This window comes from Pseudomonas neuropathica (assembly GCF_015461835.1).
Taxonomy (GTDB): Bacteria; Pseudomonadota; Gammaproteobacteria; order Pseudomonadales; family Pseudomonadaceae; genus Aquipseudomonas; species Aquipseudomonas neuropathica.
Genome location: NZ_JACOPX010000024.1, coordinates 53,503 through 70,548 on the forward strand (window position 1 = coordinate 53,503; position 17,046 = coordinate 70,548).

The window sequence follows — 17,046 nt, forward strand, 5'->3', positions numbered from 1 at the left end:
AGCCTGGCCATGGATTGCTGGTCGGTGCTGCACCTGCACGATGACGCTGAAGCCCGCGACATTAAACGCGCCTATGCGCGTCTGCTGAAAACCTTCCGCCCCGATGAGGATGCCGAAGGTTTCCAGCGCTTGCGCGAAGCCTACGAACAGGCGCTGGCGGTTGCCCGGTGGCGCCTTGAAAACGCTGAGCCTGCGGACGAAGAAGACGTCGCCGTGGCCACGGCCTCCAGCACTTTTGCCGCGCTGGCTCTCGATGCTGCGCTGGCAAACAATCACAGCCACCCGCAAAACACCGCGTGGGATTTTGCCGATCTCGACATTCCGCCCGTCAACCCGGCAGCCCCCGAGCCTTTTGCGCCGCCGGCGAAGGATGATGTTTTGCCTGTCGAGCCACTGACGCCGGCCCCGGACACAGAGGCGTATGCGCTTGAAGCGCAGGCCGCACGGCAACTGCTTGAGGGGCTGTCGCCCGAAAATCTCGACGAGCGTTGGGATCAGGCGCAACAGCAAGGCTGCGCCAAAGTGTTCGAAAGGCTGTTGCTGCAACTATGTGTTGAACAGCAACAACTGCGTGGCCCGGTGCTGCACTGGGCCGTCGAGCAACTGGGATGGCTGGGCCCTTGGCAAGAATTGCTGATGAGTGATCACCAGCGCGACCTGCTCGCCGAAAGCCTGATGGCCGATTATCAAAACGCCCTGCAAGCGCTACTCGAAAGCCACAGCGAACGCGAATTCCTCAACTTGCTCACACGCTACAGCGCCCAACCGTGGCTGCAGGTATTCGATCGCCGCGAACAATGGCAGCAAACCCTCCTGCACTTGCTCAATGACAGCGAGTGGAGCGTGCCGCTGTTCGACCGCATCGGCCAATTGTTCGGCTGGGATCACAACAAAGGCCTGCACCCGCAGCCGGACTGGCTCTGGGAAACGTTGATCGAACGCTGCAATCAGGAAAGCTTCTACGACAACCTGCGGGCCAAGGCTGAAAGCGACCGGACGTGGGCGGCCGACGTTCAGGCCGCGCATCTGTTGATCAATCCGCTCAAGCCCATGCAGCAAAAGAAGATCATCGACGGTTTTGGTCAAAACGAATGGCAGGCCTGCCACGACCTGTCGGAAAACCTCAAATGGCGCTTCCCGGAGCTGCTCGCACGTTTGCCCTATGCCGACGTTTTTTACTGGCGGCGGTTCTTTCCGCGGCCCATCGCCGCCGAGACCTGGGTGCGGGTATGGGCGGCCATTGCCTTGGCGCTGTGCCTGTTCTATCTGGGCGTTGAGAAAAGAGATGCCGCCAATCTCATCTTCATTCCGATGATCTTTGCCTGCGTACCGGTATGGTTTTTTCGCTTTGCATTGAGTTGGTGGGTGGTGCTCACGGCCCACGTGATCGTGCCGGATCTGTGGCTCACCGAGGGACTGATTCCGCGCAAATGGAACCCTGACACGCGCTGGCTGGTGATACGCCACGGCGTACCGCAAGGGGTGATGGTGCTGCTGTTTTCGCTGATGCTTGGGCCGCTGGGGGCGCTCACTTATATCGGCACGCTCCTGATCGGGCTGGTGCACAAACGCCGTATCGGTTCGCTCGATCCGGAACTGAGCAGCCGCCACCCTTGGCTGACCGCATTGCATTGGGCGCACTTCAGTCCGCTGCAATTGCTGTTTCTGGTGGTCATGACCGCCGTAACAGCGGCGAGCAGGCTCGGCTATTCGCTCACCCAGCTCATGCCCGGCTAGGAGCGCAACGACAAAACGCTCTGTCACCCAACCGTCACACTGCCTTGCTAGCGTCCGCCCGAAACATACTGAAACAATTAAGCAAAACGGGCTGAACGATGAAAGACGACACAGACGGCACCGACGCACCTGAATCCAATCAACCTTCCGACACCAGTCGCCGCCGCTTCCTCGGCGGTGTCGCGGTGCTCGGTGTCGGTGCCACGCTGGCCGGGTGTGGCAGCGCCAGCGATCAACCGGGCAAACCGACCGAACGCCCGCTGACGCCCGCCGAGCTGGACAAAGCCCTGCGCGACCAAGTGAAAACCGTGGTGGTGATCTACGCCGAGAACCGCAGCTTCAACAACCTGTTCGGTGATTTCCCCGGTGTCGAAAAGCCGCTGGCCGCGCTCAAACCCGGCGACTATCAACAACGTGATCGCGACGGCTCGCTGCTGCAAACCCTGCCGCCCGTCTGGGGCGGCGTCCTGCAGATCGGTCCGCAAACCCTCGATGGCGTGACCTATCCCAGCGCCACGCAGTTTCAGGAAAACCTGCCCAACGCACCGTTCGCCCTCAAAGGTCCGAACGGCGAGGACTTGCCGTTCGGTCTGGTGACCCGCGACTTGTGGCACGTGTTCTATCAGAACCAGATGCAGATCAATGGCGGCAAGAACGATGGCTTCGTCGCCTGGGCCGACTCCGGCGGCTTGACCATGGGCCACTACGCGCAGAGCCGTTATTCCCTGCGCCTGTGGGATGTCGCGCAGGAATTCGTGCTGTGCGACAACTTCTTCCAGGGCGCCTTCGGAGGCTCGTTCCTCAACCACCAATACCTGATCAGCGCCACCGCGCCGTTCTATCCAGACGCGGCCAATTCAGTGGCCAAATCGCAGATCGCCGCGCTGCAAAGCGATGATCCGAGCGACCCGCGCCTCAAGCCGCTGGAGCAATCGCCGGCCAGCGCCATGACCGGCCCGCCGCAGTTCGGCCCAAGTGCACTGACCCCGGATGGCTATGGCGTCAACACCCTCGCCCCGCCCTACTGGCCGACGTGGATTCGCGACCCTGAGCGCCCGGCGTATTCCAAAGCGGATCTGCCCAACGTGATGGTGCCGCAGACCCACGAACACATCGGCGACAAGCTGTCGAAAAAGCACATTGACTGGGCGTGGTATGCCGGCGCCTGGCAGGCGACGCTGGATCAGTACAAGGATTCCGGCGGCATCCCGAAAATCCCCAACTTCCAGTATCACCATCAGCCGTTCAACTACTTCAAGCAGCAAGGTCCGGAGAACCCCGCCGAACGCAATAAACGCCTGCGCGATGCCGGCCTGGGGGATGAGTCGAGCACCAACAAGTTTTTCGCCGATGCCGAAGCGGGCAAGTTGCCGGCGGTGAGCTTCTACAAACCGCAAGGCAACCTGAACATGCACGCCGGTTATGCCGACGTGGCCTCCGGTGACCGGCACATCGTGCGTGCGCTGAAGGTGCTGCGTGAAAGTCCGCAATGGAAAAATATGGTGGTGATCGTCACGGTCGACGAGAACGGCGGTTGGTGGGATCACGTCGCGCCGCCCAAGGGCGACCGTTGGGGGCCGGGCTCACGAGTACCGGCGCTGGTAGTGTCGCCGTTTGCACGCAGGGGCACGGTGGATCATACGGTCTACGACACGGCATCGATCCTGCGGTTGATCACCCGTGTCTTCCAGTTGGAAAGGCTCGACGGTCTCAAACAACGCGACGAAGCGATGGTTGCCCGGGGTCAGCAACCCATGGGCGATTTGACCAACGCCCTGCATTTTCCCGCCTGAAACCCAGCCCAGCGAGTTTGCGCAAAAATCTGCGGATGACAGCTTCTCTGTCAAACGTGGCTGATCCACTATGAGGCGCCCCCGACACGCGGGGAACCCACGCTGAAAAGGATCTGAGCATGTTCAAACTCGCAGGACTCACACTTGCCGCGCTGACGCTGAGCGCGGCCGCCCACGCCGATGTCGATCTGAAACTGGGCAGCACCGAACGCGTTACCCGCCTGTTCGCATACCCCAACAATTGCAGCGTAATCTGCTTCCGCAACTGGACGCTGGAACAGACCGTCGCCCATTACCTGAGCCAGAGCGTGCAACGCGATGGTTATGCCGATGCCAAGGTGTTGGTAAAAACCGATAACGGCCAGCTCTACGCCGAAATCACCGGCGTGCCAAAGGATTACGACAAACCGCTGTCGGCGCTGCTGGACGCGGGAGATCTGGCCTACACCGGCGCGAGCAAGCTCAATGCCGATGGCAAATGGGCCTACAGCTGGTACCTGTTCCTGCCGCTGGGCATGGCTTTGGAAAACCGTAAAAGTGTCGAGTTGCTGCACTTCCCGCCAGATTACTCGCTGACCCAAGCGCAGGATTATTTGCGTTCGAACACCACCGATCGTTGGGCGACGCTGCTGACTGACAATGGCATTCCTGCCGAGCAGACGCCGGCCTATCAAACCATCATCGATATCGCCCCGATCGCTGCGCCGTCCAATGCTGGCAGTGATCTGGAAGGCGTGTATGACTACTTCAAGGACTACCAGACCACCCTGGTCAAACAGTTCAGCCAGACCGCCAGCGGCACGACGCTGCCGATGGTCGCGTTCGGCGCGCCGGTGCGTAACTGGATCAAGCAGCAATACGGGCCAACCGTGAATGTCTTGGGCCTGGCGACGATCAGCCCAAGCGAAGGCGTGAAAGTGCCGGTACTGGGTTCCAACCACCCGAGTTACATCTGGTACGCCGCTGACCCGAAGAGCTATACCGGCGACGATGCCCAGGCCAAGGCTGATGCTGCGGGCCTGAAAGTCATGGGTCAGGATTTGAGCGCGGCCTGCTGGCAGGCGGGCATGGGCAGCAAACCGGGCAGCGATGCACAGGCCACCCTCAACAGTTGCACGCAGACGTGGCAGGTCACGCAGAAAGTCAAAACCTGCGAGCTGTTCTACACCTCGATCCGCAACCTTGCCCCGGCACAGGCTGTCGCCAAGTGCGCAACCACCCCGATCAAGGCACAACTGAAGCAGTTGCAGGCACCGCTGCCTGCCACCGCCGTTCCCGCCCCCCACCTCTAATCGCTTGAAGCGCTCCCGTGTCAGCCAATGCTGACGCGGGAAAGCGTCTAACTCGCCTGTCAGATCTGACAGTAGACCAGCTATAACTAATACGACAAGATTGGATCCAAACAGAGGTGCCGCAGCACTGACAGGACGTCAACCCCAGGAAGTCGCAAAACCTTTGCGACAAGGACTGTTATGAATATCCACGCCATGGCGCAATCGGCGCCACGCGATACCGAAGGTATTTACCCCTTCGCCGGCCTGCCCGTGCGACTGGGATTTCCCGCCAGTACCGACTTCGAAATCATCCACGATGCGCACGCCAGCCCTATGGGGGTCGCGGCGCGGCGTGAGTTTCTGCAAAGCCATCGGATGTGCCGGGTGTCAGGGCAACTTCTGCCCTATCGCTGCCGACAGACCCGACAAATGCTGACGGGCATCCACATTTACGACCCGCGCTTTTGCGGTTTGATCGAACACGCGTGCGACCCCAACGTGTTTCTCGACATGAGCGAGCTGTGGTTGTGGGCGTTGAAAGATATCCACAGGGGGGAGCGGCTGACCATGGACTACGCCGCCACCGAAGACAAACTGCTGCATCAGTTTGCCTGCGGCTGCGGAGCCAAACGCTGTCGAGGGTGGATCACCGGTTACGACGAACCGCCCAGCATCGAGGGCCAGCACTTTTTACAGCGCTGGCGGCACTCGGGTTTGCGCTGAAAGGCCGTTTACAACGCGCCAACCGGACGCAAACGGTATTGCGGCGGCAATTGCTCGAAACCACTGATGGTGGTGTTCAGGCTTTTCCAGCGACCATCCTTGATGCCGTAGATGCAACCGTGGATCGACAGGCTCTGCCCGCGATGCCAGGCGTTCTGGATGATGCTGGTGTGGGCGACGTTGGCCACTTGCTGGATTACGTTGAGTTCGCACATGCGATCAACCTGCTCTTCTTCGGTCGGTAACTTGGCCAGCTCCTCGCGTTTTTCGTAGTACAGATCGCGGATCGAACGCAACCAGCCGTCGATCAGGCCGAACTGGCGATCCTGCATCGAGGCGCGTACACCGCCGCAGCCGTAGTGGCCGGTGACGAGAATGTGTTTAACCTTGAGCACATCGACCGCGTACTGGATCACCGACAGGCAATTGAGGTCGGTGTGCAGCACCACGTTGGCGACGTTGCGGTGCACAAACAGATCACCCGGCAGCATGCCGACGATCTCGTTAGCCGGCACACGTGCGTCGGAACAGCCGATCCACAGATATTCCGGCGTTTGCTGGCGCGCCAGCTTGGCGAAGAAATCCGGGTCTTCCTTGGTGATCGCGTCAGCCCAACGCTCGTTGTTATCAATCAGGTCTTGTAAGTCGTGCATGCTGTAAGGCCTCAAGAAAGATGCGCTGCTTTGACAGACGACCGCCGGTCGGGGTCACGCCAGAATCGCAAGTGATTTCATGGGAATTCTCGTGTGTCCGGTGAGTCCACCTTAGTAAGGCCCACAGTATGAGGATTTGCCATGACTGATTCACGACGCCCTTACGATGCGGCGCAACCAGAGCCCATCGATGATAACGAAGACCGTATGGGTTCGGTACATGAGCTGGATTTCGATGCAGACGAACCTAGCGCGAAAATCGGTGATGAAATCCCCGAGCGTGAACGTGAACAGTTGATGCCCCATGAGCGTGTACGAGAGGCGGGCATGACCGGGGCTTCGGTCAGTGATCATGAGCCGACTGACGATGACCTGAGCCCGGAAACGCTGATCCATGAAGATGGCGCGCGGGATGCCGAAGAGGCCGGGGAAGGCAATCAGGCCGATTGGGACTTGAGCATCGTCGATGAAGATGACATTGGCGGAGGCAACGGGCTGGATGAGGCGGAACTGGCGCGGCGTGATCCGCTGGATGGCAACCGCTAGCAGACGCGCCCCCCTGTAGGAGCTGCCGAAGGCTGCGATCTTTTGATCTTGGTCGTAACATCAAAATCAAAAGATCGCAGCTTTCGGCAGCTCCTACAGGTCATCAGTCAACGAGGGTGCAGGCCATGACCACGGCATCCTCGCGCCCACCCACCGCCGGATAATAATCCCGACGCCGGCCAATCTCGTTGAAGCCATAACGTTCATACAACTTGAACGCGCCCGTATTGCTGTCACGCACTTCCAGAAAACATTCCCGCGCCGAAGCCGCATAGGCCCGCGACATCAGATGCTCGAGCAACGTCAGACCCAGCCCGCGCCCCTGATTTTCCGGTTTGACGGTAATGTTGAGCAGGTGCGCCTCATCCAGAATGATCTGCACCACCCCGTGGCCGACCTGCTGCTCACCTTCGAACATCAGCCATATCTGGTATTTACCCAGGCCGTCGAGAAAAATCCCCCGGGTCCACGGATGGCTGTACGCGGCGTACTCGATTTTCAGCACGGTTTCCAGATCCGCCTCGGTCATCGGGCGGAACGATACAGCGTCACTCATTCGATTCTTTCCAGCGCGCCATCAGCCGACGCATGGCTTGCCACACAGCGGCCTTGCGCTGTGGCTCTTCCATTAACAATTCCAGACCGGGAATGGCCCAGGCCGAGCCCAGACCTTCGATCTGCAATTCACGATTGAACGCTTCGGCATCCGCTTCACCGGCAAAACGCACCGCCGGCAAGCCGATCAGCCACAGACAGGCGCAGGGTGCGGCTTCCATTTGCACGGAAAGGAAACCCTGAACGAAATCACGCGCCGCCTCCGGGCCTTGATCCATGGTGCCGCGATTGAGCCACGGCCAGCGCACCGGCTCACCGACGATTTGCGGCGCATCCGGCAGACCGGCGGCGCGCAGCATGTCTTTCAGCAGCAAATAGGCGGGATCACGGCTCTGGAACGGTTCGCCTGTGGGTAACTCGACCAGCAGCAGGCATCGCCCGGCGCGCAGTAATTGCAGGGCGAAACGCGGTGGTGGCACCGGTGCCGGTTTGGCGACGACTGGCGTGTCGTCGGCCTCTTCTACCGGTTTGGCGTTGGTTCGTGTGCTGGCCAGCGAAGGACGCGGCACCTCGATCTTCGGCCGCTCACTCGGACGCGCAGCCGGTGCTGCCGGGGCTTCGGCCTGCGGAGCAAGCACGGCCGGCGCCTCTACCTCGGGCTCGGGCATGTCCAGCAGCTCGGGCCGCGACGGTGCGGCGAAGGGCAATTCGGTGCGCGGCAGCCAGTTGACCACCTGCATGGCGTTCAAATAGGCGCGGCGGCGGGACTCGATTAGCAAGGGTCGGCCACTTGTGGATAACTGAAGTGCGCTGATTCTACCGCCCTTCGTTCAAGATCGCCCGTTGTAGATCGATACTCTTTCACGAGGCGCTTTACCACGCTCTTTATACAAAGAATGCGACAGCCCGTCCCGAGAGTGAATCGCATCCTTCGTGATGCAGTACAATCGCCGCTTTTCATTGCCAACCAGCCGGGCATTCCGATGATCGAACCCAAGCGCGTCTTGCGCGCCCTCGCTGAACACTGGGCACTGCTTGAGCCACTGTGTGAGCACTTCGACCAAGGCACATTGAGCCTCAACGAACTGCGCTCACAGCTGGCCGCCCAACAACTGGACAGCACGCCGCAGGACATCACCAGCCTGCTCGACGTGTGGATTCGCCTCGATATCCTGATTCCGGTGGCGAAAAGCCCGAACCGTTTCGAGCTGAACGCACAGATCCATGATTTCCTCGCTTATCTGCGTCGCGAGCACCGACTGGGCCTGTGCCTGGAAATCGAAGCCTATCTGCGCCACCTCGAACGTCTGGCCGGTTACATCCAGGACGCATTCGAAGTCCGCGATGGCCACGACCTCGCCCGCCAGTTGCGCCTGCTCGACATGCGCGTGCGCGACGTATTGAAGAAGCTCGACAACGACGAACAGGCGCTGGTCGCCGTCGCCGAACGCGCGAAGACCAGCGACCGGCAGATTCCATTGCGTCAGCGTTATGCCGAAGTGTTGGCAACGTGGGACGAATACGTCGAGCCGATGATTGATCTGGTGAACGCCGATGGCGCCTTCGAACAAGGCGTGCGCAAGGTCGAAACCGTGTTGCTGAAGATGCTCAGCGAACAGCAACGCCTCGGCCATCTGGTCGACGACGACATGCTGCTGCGCACCCACGCACGCATCCTCGAGATGCAGACCAGCGCCCAACTGACCTTACGTCACGCCCGCGAACTGCTGCTGCCGCTGCGTGAGGAAGCGCGCCGGCACAACGCCGTGACCCGTGGCGCCGCGTTAGCCCTGGCAGCGATTCGCCGCAAAGGCATCGACGCCGTGCCGCAAGCCGCGATGCCGCTGTTCACCCGCCCGCAAAGCACCTTCCTCGGCAGCGCCAGTCAGGTCGAAGCCTACGTCTATGCGTTGGCGCGTTTCGAGCCAAAACCGGCGCGTTTCCCCAAGGCACACAAGACCCAGAAAGGCGAAGCCCCACGCGCGCCCCGCACCGTGCGCGAGATGGTCGACCGCTGCGAAGAAGCCTTGCCGATGCCGGATCTGATGACCTGGCTGCTCGAGCAGGAGCCGGACGGCGCCACCGACGAATTGCTCTACTGGTTCTCGCGCCTGTCGCGGGAAAAACGCTTCAAGCGCGAGCGTCTGGAACGCCGCGAATACCACACTCACGAGCACCAGGTCAGCCTGCGCTCCTTCGCCCTGCTCTCGGCCAGCGACAGCGCCGCCGAGAATTCTGCGAGCATCCCCAATGCATCTTGATCTTTCCGAACTGTCGCAACTCGCGCCGATCTTCCGCGAGCTGTTCAAGGGTTACCACGTCAGCCGCCGCGACCCGGAGCTGTACGCGCAACTGTCGAACTTCCAGGACCAGTACCGCACGCTGTTCAAGGCGCTGGGTTTTGAACTGGTCTGCGATACCCGTGGTTTCTACTACTTTGTGCCGGACATGGCCGCTGCGGCGGTGAACAAGACCGCCCAGCGTCTGGCGCTGTTCACCTTCATCCTCGTCGAGCACCTGGCCGATCAGGGCCGCGACCCGATCGCCGTGCTCGATGGCGGCAGCCTCGGCCGTGAAGAACTGCCATCGCTGCTGGAGAAGTACCGCGACCTGTTCATTCAGGCCGAAGTGCAGACCGTTGAAGAGCTCGAAGAAAAGATCATGCGCCGCATGACTCAACTCGGTTTTGCCAGCGAAGAAAACGGCGTTTATCGCTTCCTGCCGCCAATGCACCGTTTCCTCGACGTGTGCCTGTCGGTACAGCAGGACCGCGATCTGGCGGCCAGCGTGCACAGCGTTCTGCCGTTGCCGGCGCCAGTGCTGATTGATGAAGCGGCGGAAGCCAAATTCCTCGAAACCGACGACCCGCTCGATCTCTCCGAATTTGAGGAAGAGAGCGAAGAAGATGCATTGGCCCGCGCCATTGCCGAAGAACAGGAGTCCGACGCATGAGCCAGGAACGCTACGGCATCCGTCGCTTTGCCCTTTTGAACACCGCCGGTTACAGCCTCGGCCTGTTCCCGCTGGAAGAACCGTTGTCGGTTTACGGCGCGAACAACCTCGGTAAATCGGCGTCGATCAACGCCTTGCAGTTCCCGATTCTGGCGCGCATGTCGGACATGAGTTTCGGCAAGTACAGCCTCGAACAATCGCGGCGCTTCTACTTCGCCTCCGACACCAGCTACATCCTCGTCGAAGTGAACCTGCCGCACGGCCCGCACGTGATCGGCGTGGTCGGTCGCGGCCCGGGCGGTGGTTTCGGTCACCAGTTCTTTGCCTATGCCGGCAAACTCGACCTGGCGCATTACCAGAAGAACGACACCTGCCTGCGCCAGAAAGAGCTGTTCAGCAACCTTGAGAAAGAAGGCCTGAAAGCCTACGAACTCAAGCCGGACGAACTGCGTCGTTTGCTGGTTGGCGGTCACACGTCGATCCCGCTCGACCTGACGCTGATCCCGCTGCGCTCCACCAGCGAGCAGAGCCTGAAGACCTTCCGCGCGCTGTTCATCAACCTGCTGCACATGCGCGAAATCACTGCGGCCAAGTTGAAGCAGTTGTTCCTCGACGCCTTCGAACACAGCCTGCGTTCCGGCAGCGTCGATTACATCGCCGCGTGCGAAGAAGCTTTCCGCGACGTGCGCCGGATGGAACAGGACTACAACTCGCTGGTCGCCGCCGGCCCGCTGGTTGAGGCCTTGGCCAACGGCGTGAAACAGCGCGACGTGCTGCGCGGCAAACTGCATCGCCTCTCGCCGCTGCTCGATTCGTTGCTCGGCACCTGGTCGGACTACGCCAGTGCGCGCAAAGAAGAACTGACTATTCAGGCCGACCACTACCGTGGCGAGCAGGACAGCCTGCAAAACGATCAGCGCGGCGGCACCCAGGAGCTGATGCGTCTGGAACGGGAGATTTCCGGCATCCAGCGCTGGCTCGGCGAGCTGTCGGTGCTGAAGAACCGCTTCGCGCTGGTCGATGACGTCAAAGTGCTCGAGCAACAATTGCTCGCGGCCAAAGACGCGCATGACGAATTGGCCGGTGCTCTGGCGCAATCACGCCAGTTCAGCGCTGAAGATCTGGAAGAGCGCGTACGCGATCTGGAAAAACGCCTGAAGTCGGTGAAGCAACAACTCGATCACGCCGACAACAACAGCTACGCCCGCCTGCGCGAAGAGTTCTCGCAGCAGGACGTCGAGCGTCTGATGCGCTTGTTCAACAGCGCGCTGTTCAGCCTGCCGCTGGGCGAACACGGCATCACCCTCGACGACGATGGCGAGTGGGTCAAATCGGTTGAGCTGATTCTCGACGGCTTCAAGGGCGAGCGTTTTGAAGTGCCTGGTCTGTCGATCGACATCTCGCACATCGAGCCGCCGGCGCTGCAAGCCTTGGCTGACCGTGCCGCGCTGCGCGATCAGAAAGAGCGTCTGGAAAAAGAGCTCAAGCAACTCAAGACTCAACAGGCTGTAGCCGCCGACCGCGCCGCGAGTAAAACCCAGACCGAAGCGCTGTACCAGCAAGTGCTGGACGCGCAGAAGGCGCTGGAAGATTTCCGCCGCACCCAGACTCTGAGTGCCGAGGAAGGCGACAAGCTCGAGCAACTGGCGCAGATGGAAGGCGCCCAGGACGAACTCAAGCGCTCCAGCGATGCGTTCACCGAGCGCGTCCAGCAATTGTCGGCCAAGCTGCAACTGGTTGGCCGCCAGATCGCTGACATGGAAGCCAAGCAACGCACCCTCGACGATGCGCTGCGCCGTCGTCAACTGCTGCCGGCGGATCTGCCGTTCGGTACGCCGTTCATGGATCCGGTCGATGATTCGATGGACAACCTGTTGCCACTGCTCAACGACTATCAGGACAGCTGGCAAGGCTTGCTTCGCGCCGATGGCCAGATCGAAGCGCTGTATGCGCAAGTACGTCTGAAAGGCGTGGCCAAGTTCGACAGCGAAGACGACATGGAGCGCCGTCTGTCGCTGCTGATCAACGCTTACGCGCACCGTACCGATGAGGCGCTGACCCTGGGCAAGGCCCGTCGCGCGGCGGTCACCGACATCGCCCGGACCCTGCGCAACATTCGTAGCGACTACGACAGCCTCGAGCATCAACTGGCGCTGTTCAACCGCGAGATCAACAAGCGTCAGGTCTCCAACCTGCAGAGCTTCCGCATCGTCCTCGCGCCGAACAAGGAAGCGCTCAAGCACATCGACCAGATCATCCACAGCGCCGGTCAGTACGAAGAAGGCGAAACCCTGTCGGTGTTCGATCTGAGCCAAAGCGCCGAGCAGGACAACAAGAACGAAGAGGCCAAGGAATACCTGGCGCGGCTGGTGGCGGCAAACCACAACCAGCTCGGCCTCAAGGACTTGTTTGAACTGGCCTTCGAGATCACCAAGGTCAACGGCCAGCCGGTGATCCACACCGACATCGATGGCGCGGCGTCCAACGGTACAACCATGACCATCAAGGCGCTGACCAACATGTACTTGTTGCTGCACTTGATGGACCGCGATCAGGCCGGTCGCGTACGTCTGCCGTACTACCTCGACGAGGCCGCAGACATCGACGAGAAGAACCAGGCCGCGTTGCTGGAAACCAGTCTGCAACTGGGCTTCGTGCCGATTCTGGCGAGTGTGAAGCCGCAGGTCTGCGCCAGTGTCGCGATCGACCTGGAAGGCGGCAGCGGGCCGGCCGGTATCTATATTGATGAGGCGGACTGGAAGTACATCCGTCGCCACGATGTGGTCAAGGCAACGCTGAATGTTGAAGCGGATGAACCGGAGCTGGATGCGGTTTGATCGGCATTAACTGAAGGCAATAAAAAGGGCCGCGATCTGTTTGGATCGCGGCCCTTTTTTATGGCTTGGGATTTGTGCTGATTTTGCGGGCCCTTTCGCGAGCAGGCTCACTCCTACAGTTGGAATGCGTCCCCCTTTAGGAGTGAGCCTGCTCGCGATGGCGCCACTTCAGACACCATAGAATCACTTACCGAGCGAAATTTTCGGCGCCCACGTCAGCCACTCATCCTCAAACTTGTCGAACAACGGGAACGTCTGCTCAGGTCGCGCCGGGTTGCCCATGCGCTCACCGTCCGGCGTGGCGAAGGCGATGCCACCCTGAATCGCCGTCTCCAGCGACTCGGTGCGCACCGTCAGCCCGTTGAACAAACCGATATCAAACCCGACACCGCTAGTGTTCCAGAACCGGCTCCCGCTGCGCACCAACGGCGCGTATTTCGGTTCGATCAGAATGTGCACCAACACTCGATCAGCGGTCTGACCCAGTTCATAACCGGTGACTTTGCCCACGGTAATTTCACGGTAAGTCACTGGCACACCCGGTTTCAGCGAACCACGACGGGCCGCGCTCAAGACCAGACTCAGACCCGCCTCTTGTTTGCTCACTTCCGGCGCAGCGGCTAGCGCAGTGAAGCTCTTCTGCGGGCCGAGGTTCTTCGCCGCCGGTTGTACTTCGATGTACTTCCCGGTCACCAGGGTTTCCAGATTCTCTGTCTTGATCAGGCCGAGCTCCGGTTTGACCACCCAGAATTGGCTGCCGACCCGGGCGATTTTCTCCGGCACTTCGGTAATACGCGCGGTGAGGATCACCGACTGCAAGTCATCGGTCAGATCGACGCTTTCAATTTTGCCGACATCCAGTCCCTTGAAGCGCACCGGCGTGCCGCTGCTCAGACCGTCGGCGCGATCAACCTTGATCGTGACTACCGCGCCTTTCTGATTCGCCTCATCATGGTTGGCGAACAGGCGGAAACGTGGAATGCGCTTCTGCAACGGCGCCTTGGCCTGCGGTGTTTCAAAAGCGATGCCACCGGCCATCAGGGTCTGCAGCGATTCGCTCTTCACTTGAATGCCGCCGGTCAGTCCGCCGGTCAGCGTGATGCCGCTGACATTCCAGAAGCGCGTCGACGCATTGACCAGGTTTTCGTATTCCTTCTCGATGTGAACACCGATGACCAGTTGCTTGCGGGTCTTGGAGAACTGGTAGCTCTGCACCGAACCGACCTTGACCTGCTTGTACAGAATCGGACTGCCAACATCGATGGAGCCAAGGACATCGGTGAACAACACCAGGTGCAGCCCCGGCGAACGCAGATCCAGCGGCGGCGCCTTCGGGCGTGCCTCGAACTCGCGTTTCGGCGCAGCGCCCTTGTCACCCGGGCGCACAGCGATGTAGTTACCTTTCACCAGCGCTTCCAGCCCGGTGATACCGGCCAGAGAAATCGATGGTTTGACCACCCAGAACTGGGTGCCATCGACCAGATAGTCTTCGGCCAACGGATCAAGAGTCAGCTCGGCAGTGGCGCTGTTCAGATCCGGGTCGATCTTCAATGCTTTCAGGTTGCCGACCTGAATGCCTTTGTACATGACTGGCGTGCGGCCAGCCTGCAGGCCTTCGAAATCGCTGAGTTTGACCTTCACGCGAATCCCGGCAGCGGCGGCATCGAAGTCTTCGTAGAGACGGAACGGCAGGCTAGGATCGGTCGGCGGGCTGTCCTTGCGGTTCTCCGGCGTGGCGAAGGCGATACCACCGGCGACGATGCTGGCCAGCGATTCGCTGCGCACTTTCACGCCGGACAGGTTGGCGTCGATGCTGATGCCGCTGGCATTCCAGAAACGCGTGTGTTTGCGCACCAGTTTGGCGTAGGTCGGCTCAATGAAGACTTTCAGCTCAACGGTGCTTTGATCTTCCGAAAGCACGTAGCTTTTGATCTGGCCAACCTTGATCTGTTTGTAGAACACCGGACTGCCACGGTTCAGCGAACCGAGACGATCGGCCTTGATGGTCAGATGCAGGCCGGGTTTGGCGTCCGACAGCGGCGGCTCTTCGGCCAGCGCCTTGAACTTGCGCACAGGTTCGCCTTCGCCAGGGCTGATAGCCACGTAGTTACCGGAGACCAGAGTTTCCAGACCGGTGATGCCGGCCAGGGTCACGCTCGGCTTGACCAGCCAGAAACGCGTGCTGGTCTTGAGGTATTGCTCGACGTCTTTGTTCATCTCGACGGTGGCGATCACGCCTTTGGAGTTGCCCTCATCGTCGAGTTTGAGCGCCTTGACCTTCCCGACCGACATGCCTTTGTACATGACCTCGGTCTTGTTGGCCTGGATGCCTTCGCCACTCTCGAAGCGGATCTGGATCTCGATACCGGTTTCGGAGTAGGCACGCCAGCCGAGCCAGCCGCCGATGATCAGCGCGATCAGAGGCAGTACCCAAATGGCAGACCAGTTCGAAGCCGGTCGGGTTTTCGCTACGGGCAAATCAGTCATGGTCGTCGTCCGACTCCGTGTTATCCCAAATCAGTCGGGGATCGAAAGTTACTGCGGCGAGCATCGTCAGAATCACCACACTGGCGAAGGCGATGGCGCCAAGATTGGCTTCGACACTGGCAAGCCGGCCGAAGTTGACGACCGCCACGAGAATGGCGATCACAAAAATATCGAGCATCGACCAGCGGCCAATAAACTCGATAAAACGGTACATCCAGATGCGCTGACGGGCGGACAACGGTTGACGTCGTTGCACCGAAAACAGCAGCAGCGCGATGCCCACCAGTTTGAAGGTCGGCACCAGAATACTGGCGATAAACACCACGGCGGCGATCGGGATCATGCCGTGTTGCACTAACTGGATCACGCCGGACATGATGGTGCTCGGATCACCTTGGCCCAAAGAACTGACAGTCATGATCGGCAAGACATTGGCCGGTATATAGATGATCGCCGCGGTGATCAGCAGCGCCCAGGTACGGGTGAGGCTGTTTGGACGTCGCGCATGAACCAGTGCACCGCAACGGGTGCAGGTTTGCTCGTCGGTGTCAGCTTCTTGCTTGTTCAATTCGTGGCATTCGGTACACACCAGAATGCCCGCATCAATCGCCCGCATGAGCGTCCTCTCCTGATAACGCCTGCCAGATCTGATGCGGTGACATCACCACTTCCAGCCAGACCTGTACCAACAACAAACCAATGAAACATACCAGGCCAAGACCAACGGTGATCGCTGCCATATCAGCCAGTTTGACGATCGCCACCAGCACGCCCATGAGGTAGACCTCGAGCATTCCCCAGTCTTTGAGGTGGTGGTAAATGCGATAGAGCAACAAGCCGTAACTGCGACCGATATCGAAACGGATCGTCAGCAATACGAATAACTGGCACAGCAACTTGAGCAGCGGTATGGCCATGCTGCACAGGAATACGACAATGGAAACACCCTGCATGTCGGTGTTGAACAAGCCGACCACGCCGCTCCAGACCGTATCCTGCGAAGACTGTCCGAGGATATTGAGTTGCATGATGGGTAAAAAGTTTGCCGGGATGTACAGCAATAATGCTGCAATCACCAGGGCGAGGCTGCGCTGCACCACGTTATGGCGGTGGGCATACAACTCGTAACCGCAGCGTGGGCAGAGCGCTTTCTCGCCATGGGCAAGTTGTGGCTTGCGCATCAGCAGGTCGCACTCGTGACAGGCCACCAAGTCTTCCAGCGGTAAATCTGACAGCCCGGGGGCGTCAACCGACTCTGACATAAAGGCTCTGGCTCCGAATAAGGTGGGGCTATTCTAGTGTTCTGATTCGAAAATAACTGTGCAAATTTGTTCGCTGTCGCGAGCAAAAACTTTTCCTGCGGGCAAAACAAAACCCCAACTGCTTTCGCAATTGGGGTTTCGGAATTTAATCTTGACGATGACCTACTCTCACATGGGGAAACCCCACACTACCATCGGCGATGCATCGTTTCACTGCTGAGTTCGGG

At 59.9% G+C, this 17,046-nt stretch carries 14 protein-coding genes and 1 rRNA gene; 8 read left to right on the forward strand and 7 right to left on the reverse strand.

What is annotated here, in order from left to right; genetic code table 11:
- Positions 1-9 precede the first annotated feature (9 nt).
- The 4 genes from H8F23_RS26985 (at position 10) to H8F23_RS27000 (ending at position 5,527) form a co-directional block, all read left to right on the forward strand.
- The gene (locus H8F23_RS26985) at positions 10-1,737 is read left to right on the forward strand and encodes a J domain-containing protein (RefSeq protein WP_194936391.1); all 1,728 of its coding nucleotides are present in this window, start codon (positions 10-12) and stop codon (positions 1,735-1,737) included.
- A 98-nt stretch (positions 1,738-1,835) separates the two neighbouring features.
- A complete protein-coding gene (gene acpA, locus H8F23_RS26990; RefSeq protein ID WP_194936392.1) occupies positions 1,836-3,530 on the forward strand; it encodes an acid phosphatase in 1,695 nt (564 codons plus the stop codon).
- A 119-nt stretch (positions 3,531-3,649) separates the two neighbouring features.
- Positions 3,650-4,822 (forward strand): hypothetical protein, encoded by a 1,173-nt coding sequence (locus H8F23_RS26995; protein WP_194936393.1) that lies wholly within the window; start codon positions 3,650-3,652, stop codon positions 4,820-4,822.
- Between the two features lie 180 nt (positions 4,823-5,002).
- The gene (locus H8F23_RS27000) at positions 5,003-5,527 is read left to right on the forward strand and encodes an SET domain-containing protein-lysine N-methyltransferase (protein WP_194936394.1); all 525 of its coding nucleotides are present in this window, start codon (positions 5,003-5,005) and stop codon (positions 5,525-5,527) included.
- 8 nt (positions 5,528-5,535) lie between these two features.
- On the opposite strand, the gene can is transcribed toward H8F23_RS27000, so the two are convergent.
- Positions 5,536-6,180, reverse strand: a complete 645-nt coding sequence (gene can, locus H8F23_RS27005; RefSeq protein ID WP_007912954.1) for a carbonate dehydratase — start codon at positions 6,178-6,180, stop codon at positions 5,536-5,538.
- A 141-nt stretch (positions 6,181-6,321) separates the two neighbouring features.
- Here can and H8F23_RS27010 point away from each other — a divergent pair, with 141 nt between their 5' ends.
- Positions 6,322-6,726, forward strand: a complete 405-nt coding sequence (locus H8F23_RS27010; RefSeq protein WP_194936395.1) for a serine kinase/phosphatase — start codon at positions 6,322-6,324, stop codon at positions 6,724-6,726.
- Between the two features lie 103 nt (positions 6,727-6,829).
- On the opposite strand, the gene rimI is transcribed toward H8F23_RS27010, so the two are convergent.
- A complete protein-coding gene (rimI, locus tag H8F23_RS27015; RefSeq protein ID WP_007912963.1) occupies positions 6,830-7,282 on the reverse strand; it encodes a ribosomal protein S18-alanine N-acetyltransferase in 453 nt (150 codons plus the stop codon).
- On the reverse strand, positions 7,275-8,021 hold the full coding sequence (locus H8F23_RS27020) for an energy transducer TonB (RefSeq protein WP_194936398.1): 747 nt from the start codon (positions 8,019-8,021) through the stop codon (positions 7,275-7,277). Before H8F23_RS27020 ends, rimI begins: the two co-directional genes overlap by 8 nt.
- 243 nt (positions 8,022-8,264) lie before the next feature.
- On the opposite strand from H8F23_RS27020, the gene mksB reads away from it, so the two are divergent.
- The 3 genes from mksB to mksF are packed head-to-tail and all read left to right on the forward strand — an operon-like array spanning position 8,265 to position 13,070.
- Complete coding sequence (mksB, locus tag H8F23_RS27025; protein WP_007912967.1) at positions 8,265-9,542, forward strand: Mks condensin complex protein MksB; 1,278 nt, start codon at positions 8,265-8,267, stop codon at positions 9,540-9,542.
- Positions 9,532-10,233 carry an Mks condensin complex protein MksE gene (mksE, locus tag H8F23_RS27030; RefSeq protein WP_007912968.1) on the forward strand — a complete coding sequence of 234 codons (702 nt, stop codon included), beginning with the start codon at positions 9,532-9,534 and terminating at the stop codon, positions 10,231-10,233. Before mksB ends, mksE begins: the two co-directional genes overlap by 11 nt.
- Positions 10,230-13,070 carry an Mks condensin complex protein MksF gene (mksF, locus tag H8F23_RS27035; RefSeq protein WP_093441541.1) on the forward strand — a complete coding sequence of 947 codons (2,841 nt, stop codon included), beginning with the start codon at positions 10,230-10,232 and terminating at the stop codon, positions 13,068-13,070. The genes mksE and mksF overlap by 4 nt, the downstream gene beginning before the upstream one ends.
- A gap of 183 nt (positions 13,071-13,253) precedes the next feature.
- Here the strand turns inward: mksF and H8F23_RS27040 are convergent, their stop codons facing one another.
- The 4 genes from H8F23_RS27040 to rrf form a co-directional block, all read right to left on the reverse strand.
- The gene (locus H8F23_RS27040) at positions 13,254-15,557 is read right to left on the reverse strand and encodes a PqiB family protein (protein WP_194936396.1); all 2,304 of its coding nucleotides are present in this window, start codon (positions 15,555-15,557) and stop codon (positions 13,254-13,256) included.
- Complete coding sequence (locus tag H8F23_RS27045; RefSeq protein WP_093441551.1) at positions 15,550-16,173, reverse strand: paraquat-inducible protein A; 624 nt, start codon at positions 16,171-16,173, stop codon at positions 15,550-15,552. Before H8F23_RS27045 ends, H8F23_RS27040 begins: the two co-directional genes overlap by 8 nt.
- Positions 16,160-16,819 carry a paraquat-inducible protein A gene (locus H8F23_RS27050; RefSeq protein WP_194936397.1) on the reverse strand — a complete coding sequence of 220 codons (660 nt, stop codon included), beginning with the start codon at positions 16,817-16,819 and terminating at the stop codon, positions 16,160-16,162. The genes H8F23_RS27045 and H8F23_RS27050 overlap by 14 nt, the downstream gene beginning before the upstream one ends.
- 149 nt (positions 16,820-16,968) lie before the next feature.
- Positions 16,969-17,046, reverse strand: a 5S ribosomal RNA gene (rrf, locus tag H8F23_RS29470); the annotation flags it as partial.

Excerpts from the sequence above, each read along its gene's own strand:
- H8F23_RS26985 (WP_194936391.1), top strand. The coding sequence starts at position 10 with ATGGATTGCTGGTCGGTGCTGCACCTGCACGATGACGCTGAAGCCCGC.
- acpA (WP_194936392.1), top strand. The coding sequence starts at position 1,836 with ATGAAAGACGACACAGACGGCACCGACGCACCTGAATCCAATCAACCT.
- H8F23_RS26995 (WP_194936393.1), top strand. The coding sequence starts at position 3,650 with ATGTTCAAACTCGCAGGACTCACACTTGCCGCGCTGACGCTGAGCGCG.
- H8F23_RS27000 (WP_194936394.1), top strand. The coding sequence starts at position 5,003 with ATGAATATCCACGCCATGGCGCAATCGGCGCCACGCGATACCGAAGGT.
- can (WP_007912954.1), bottom strand. The coding sequence starts at position 6,180 with ATGCACGACTTACAAGACCTGATTGATAACAACGAGCGTTGGGCTGAC.
- H8F23_RS27010 (WP_194936395.1), top strand. The coding sequence starts at position 6,322 with ATGACTGATTCACGACGCCCTTACGATGCGGCGCAACCAGAGCCCATC.
- rimI (WP_007912963.1), bottom strand. The coding sequence starts at position 7,282 with ATGAGTGACGCTGTATCGTTCCGCCCGATGACCGAGGCGGATCTGGAA.
- H8F23_RS27020 (WP_194936398.1), bottom strand. The coding sequence starts at position 8,021 with ATGCAGGTGGTCAACTGGCTGCCGCGCACCGAATTGCCCTTCGCCGCA.
- mksB (WP_007912967.1), top strand. The coding sequence starts at position 8,265 with ATGATCGAACCCAAGCGCGTCTTGCGCGCCCTCGCTGAACACTGGGCA.
- mksE (WP_007912968.1), top strand. The coding sequence starts at position 9,532 with ATGCATCTTGATCTTTCCGAACTGTCGCAACTCGCGCCGATCTTCCGC.
- mksF (WP_093441541.1), top strand. The coding sequence starts at position 10,230 with ATGAGCCAGGAACGCTACGGCATCCGTCGCTTTGCCCTTTTGAACACC.
- H8F23_RS27040 (WP_194936396.1), bottom strand. The coding sequence starts at position 15,557 with ATGACTGATTTGCCCGTAGCGAAAACCCGACCGGCTTCGAACTGGTCT.
- H8F23_RS27045 (WP_093441551.1), bottom strand. The coding sequence starts at position 16,173 with ATGCGGGCGATTGATGCGGGCATTCTGGTGTGTACCGAATGCCACGAA.
- H8F23_RS27050 (WP_194936397.1), bottom strand. The coding sequence starts at position 16,819 with ATGTCAGAGTCGGTTGACGCCCCCGGGCTGTCAGATTTACCGCTGGAA.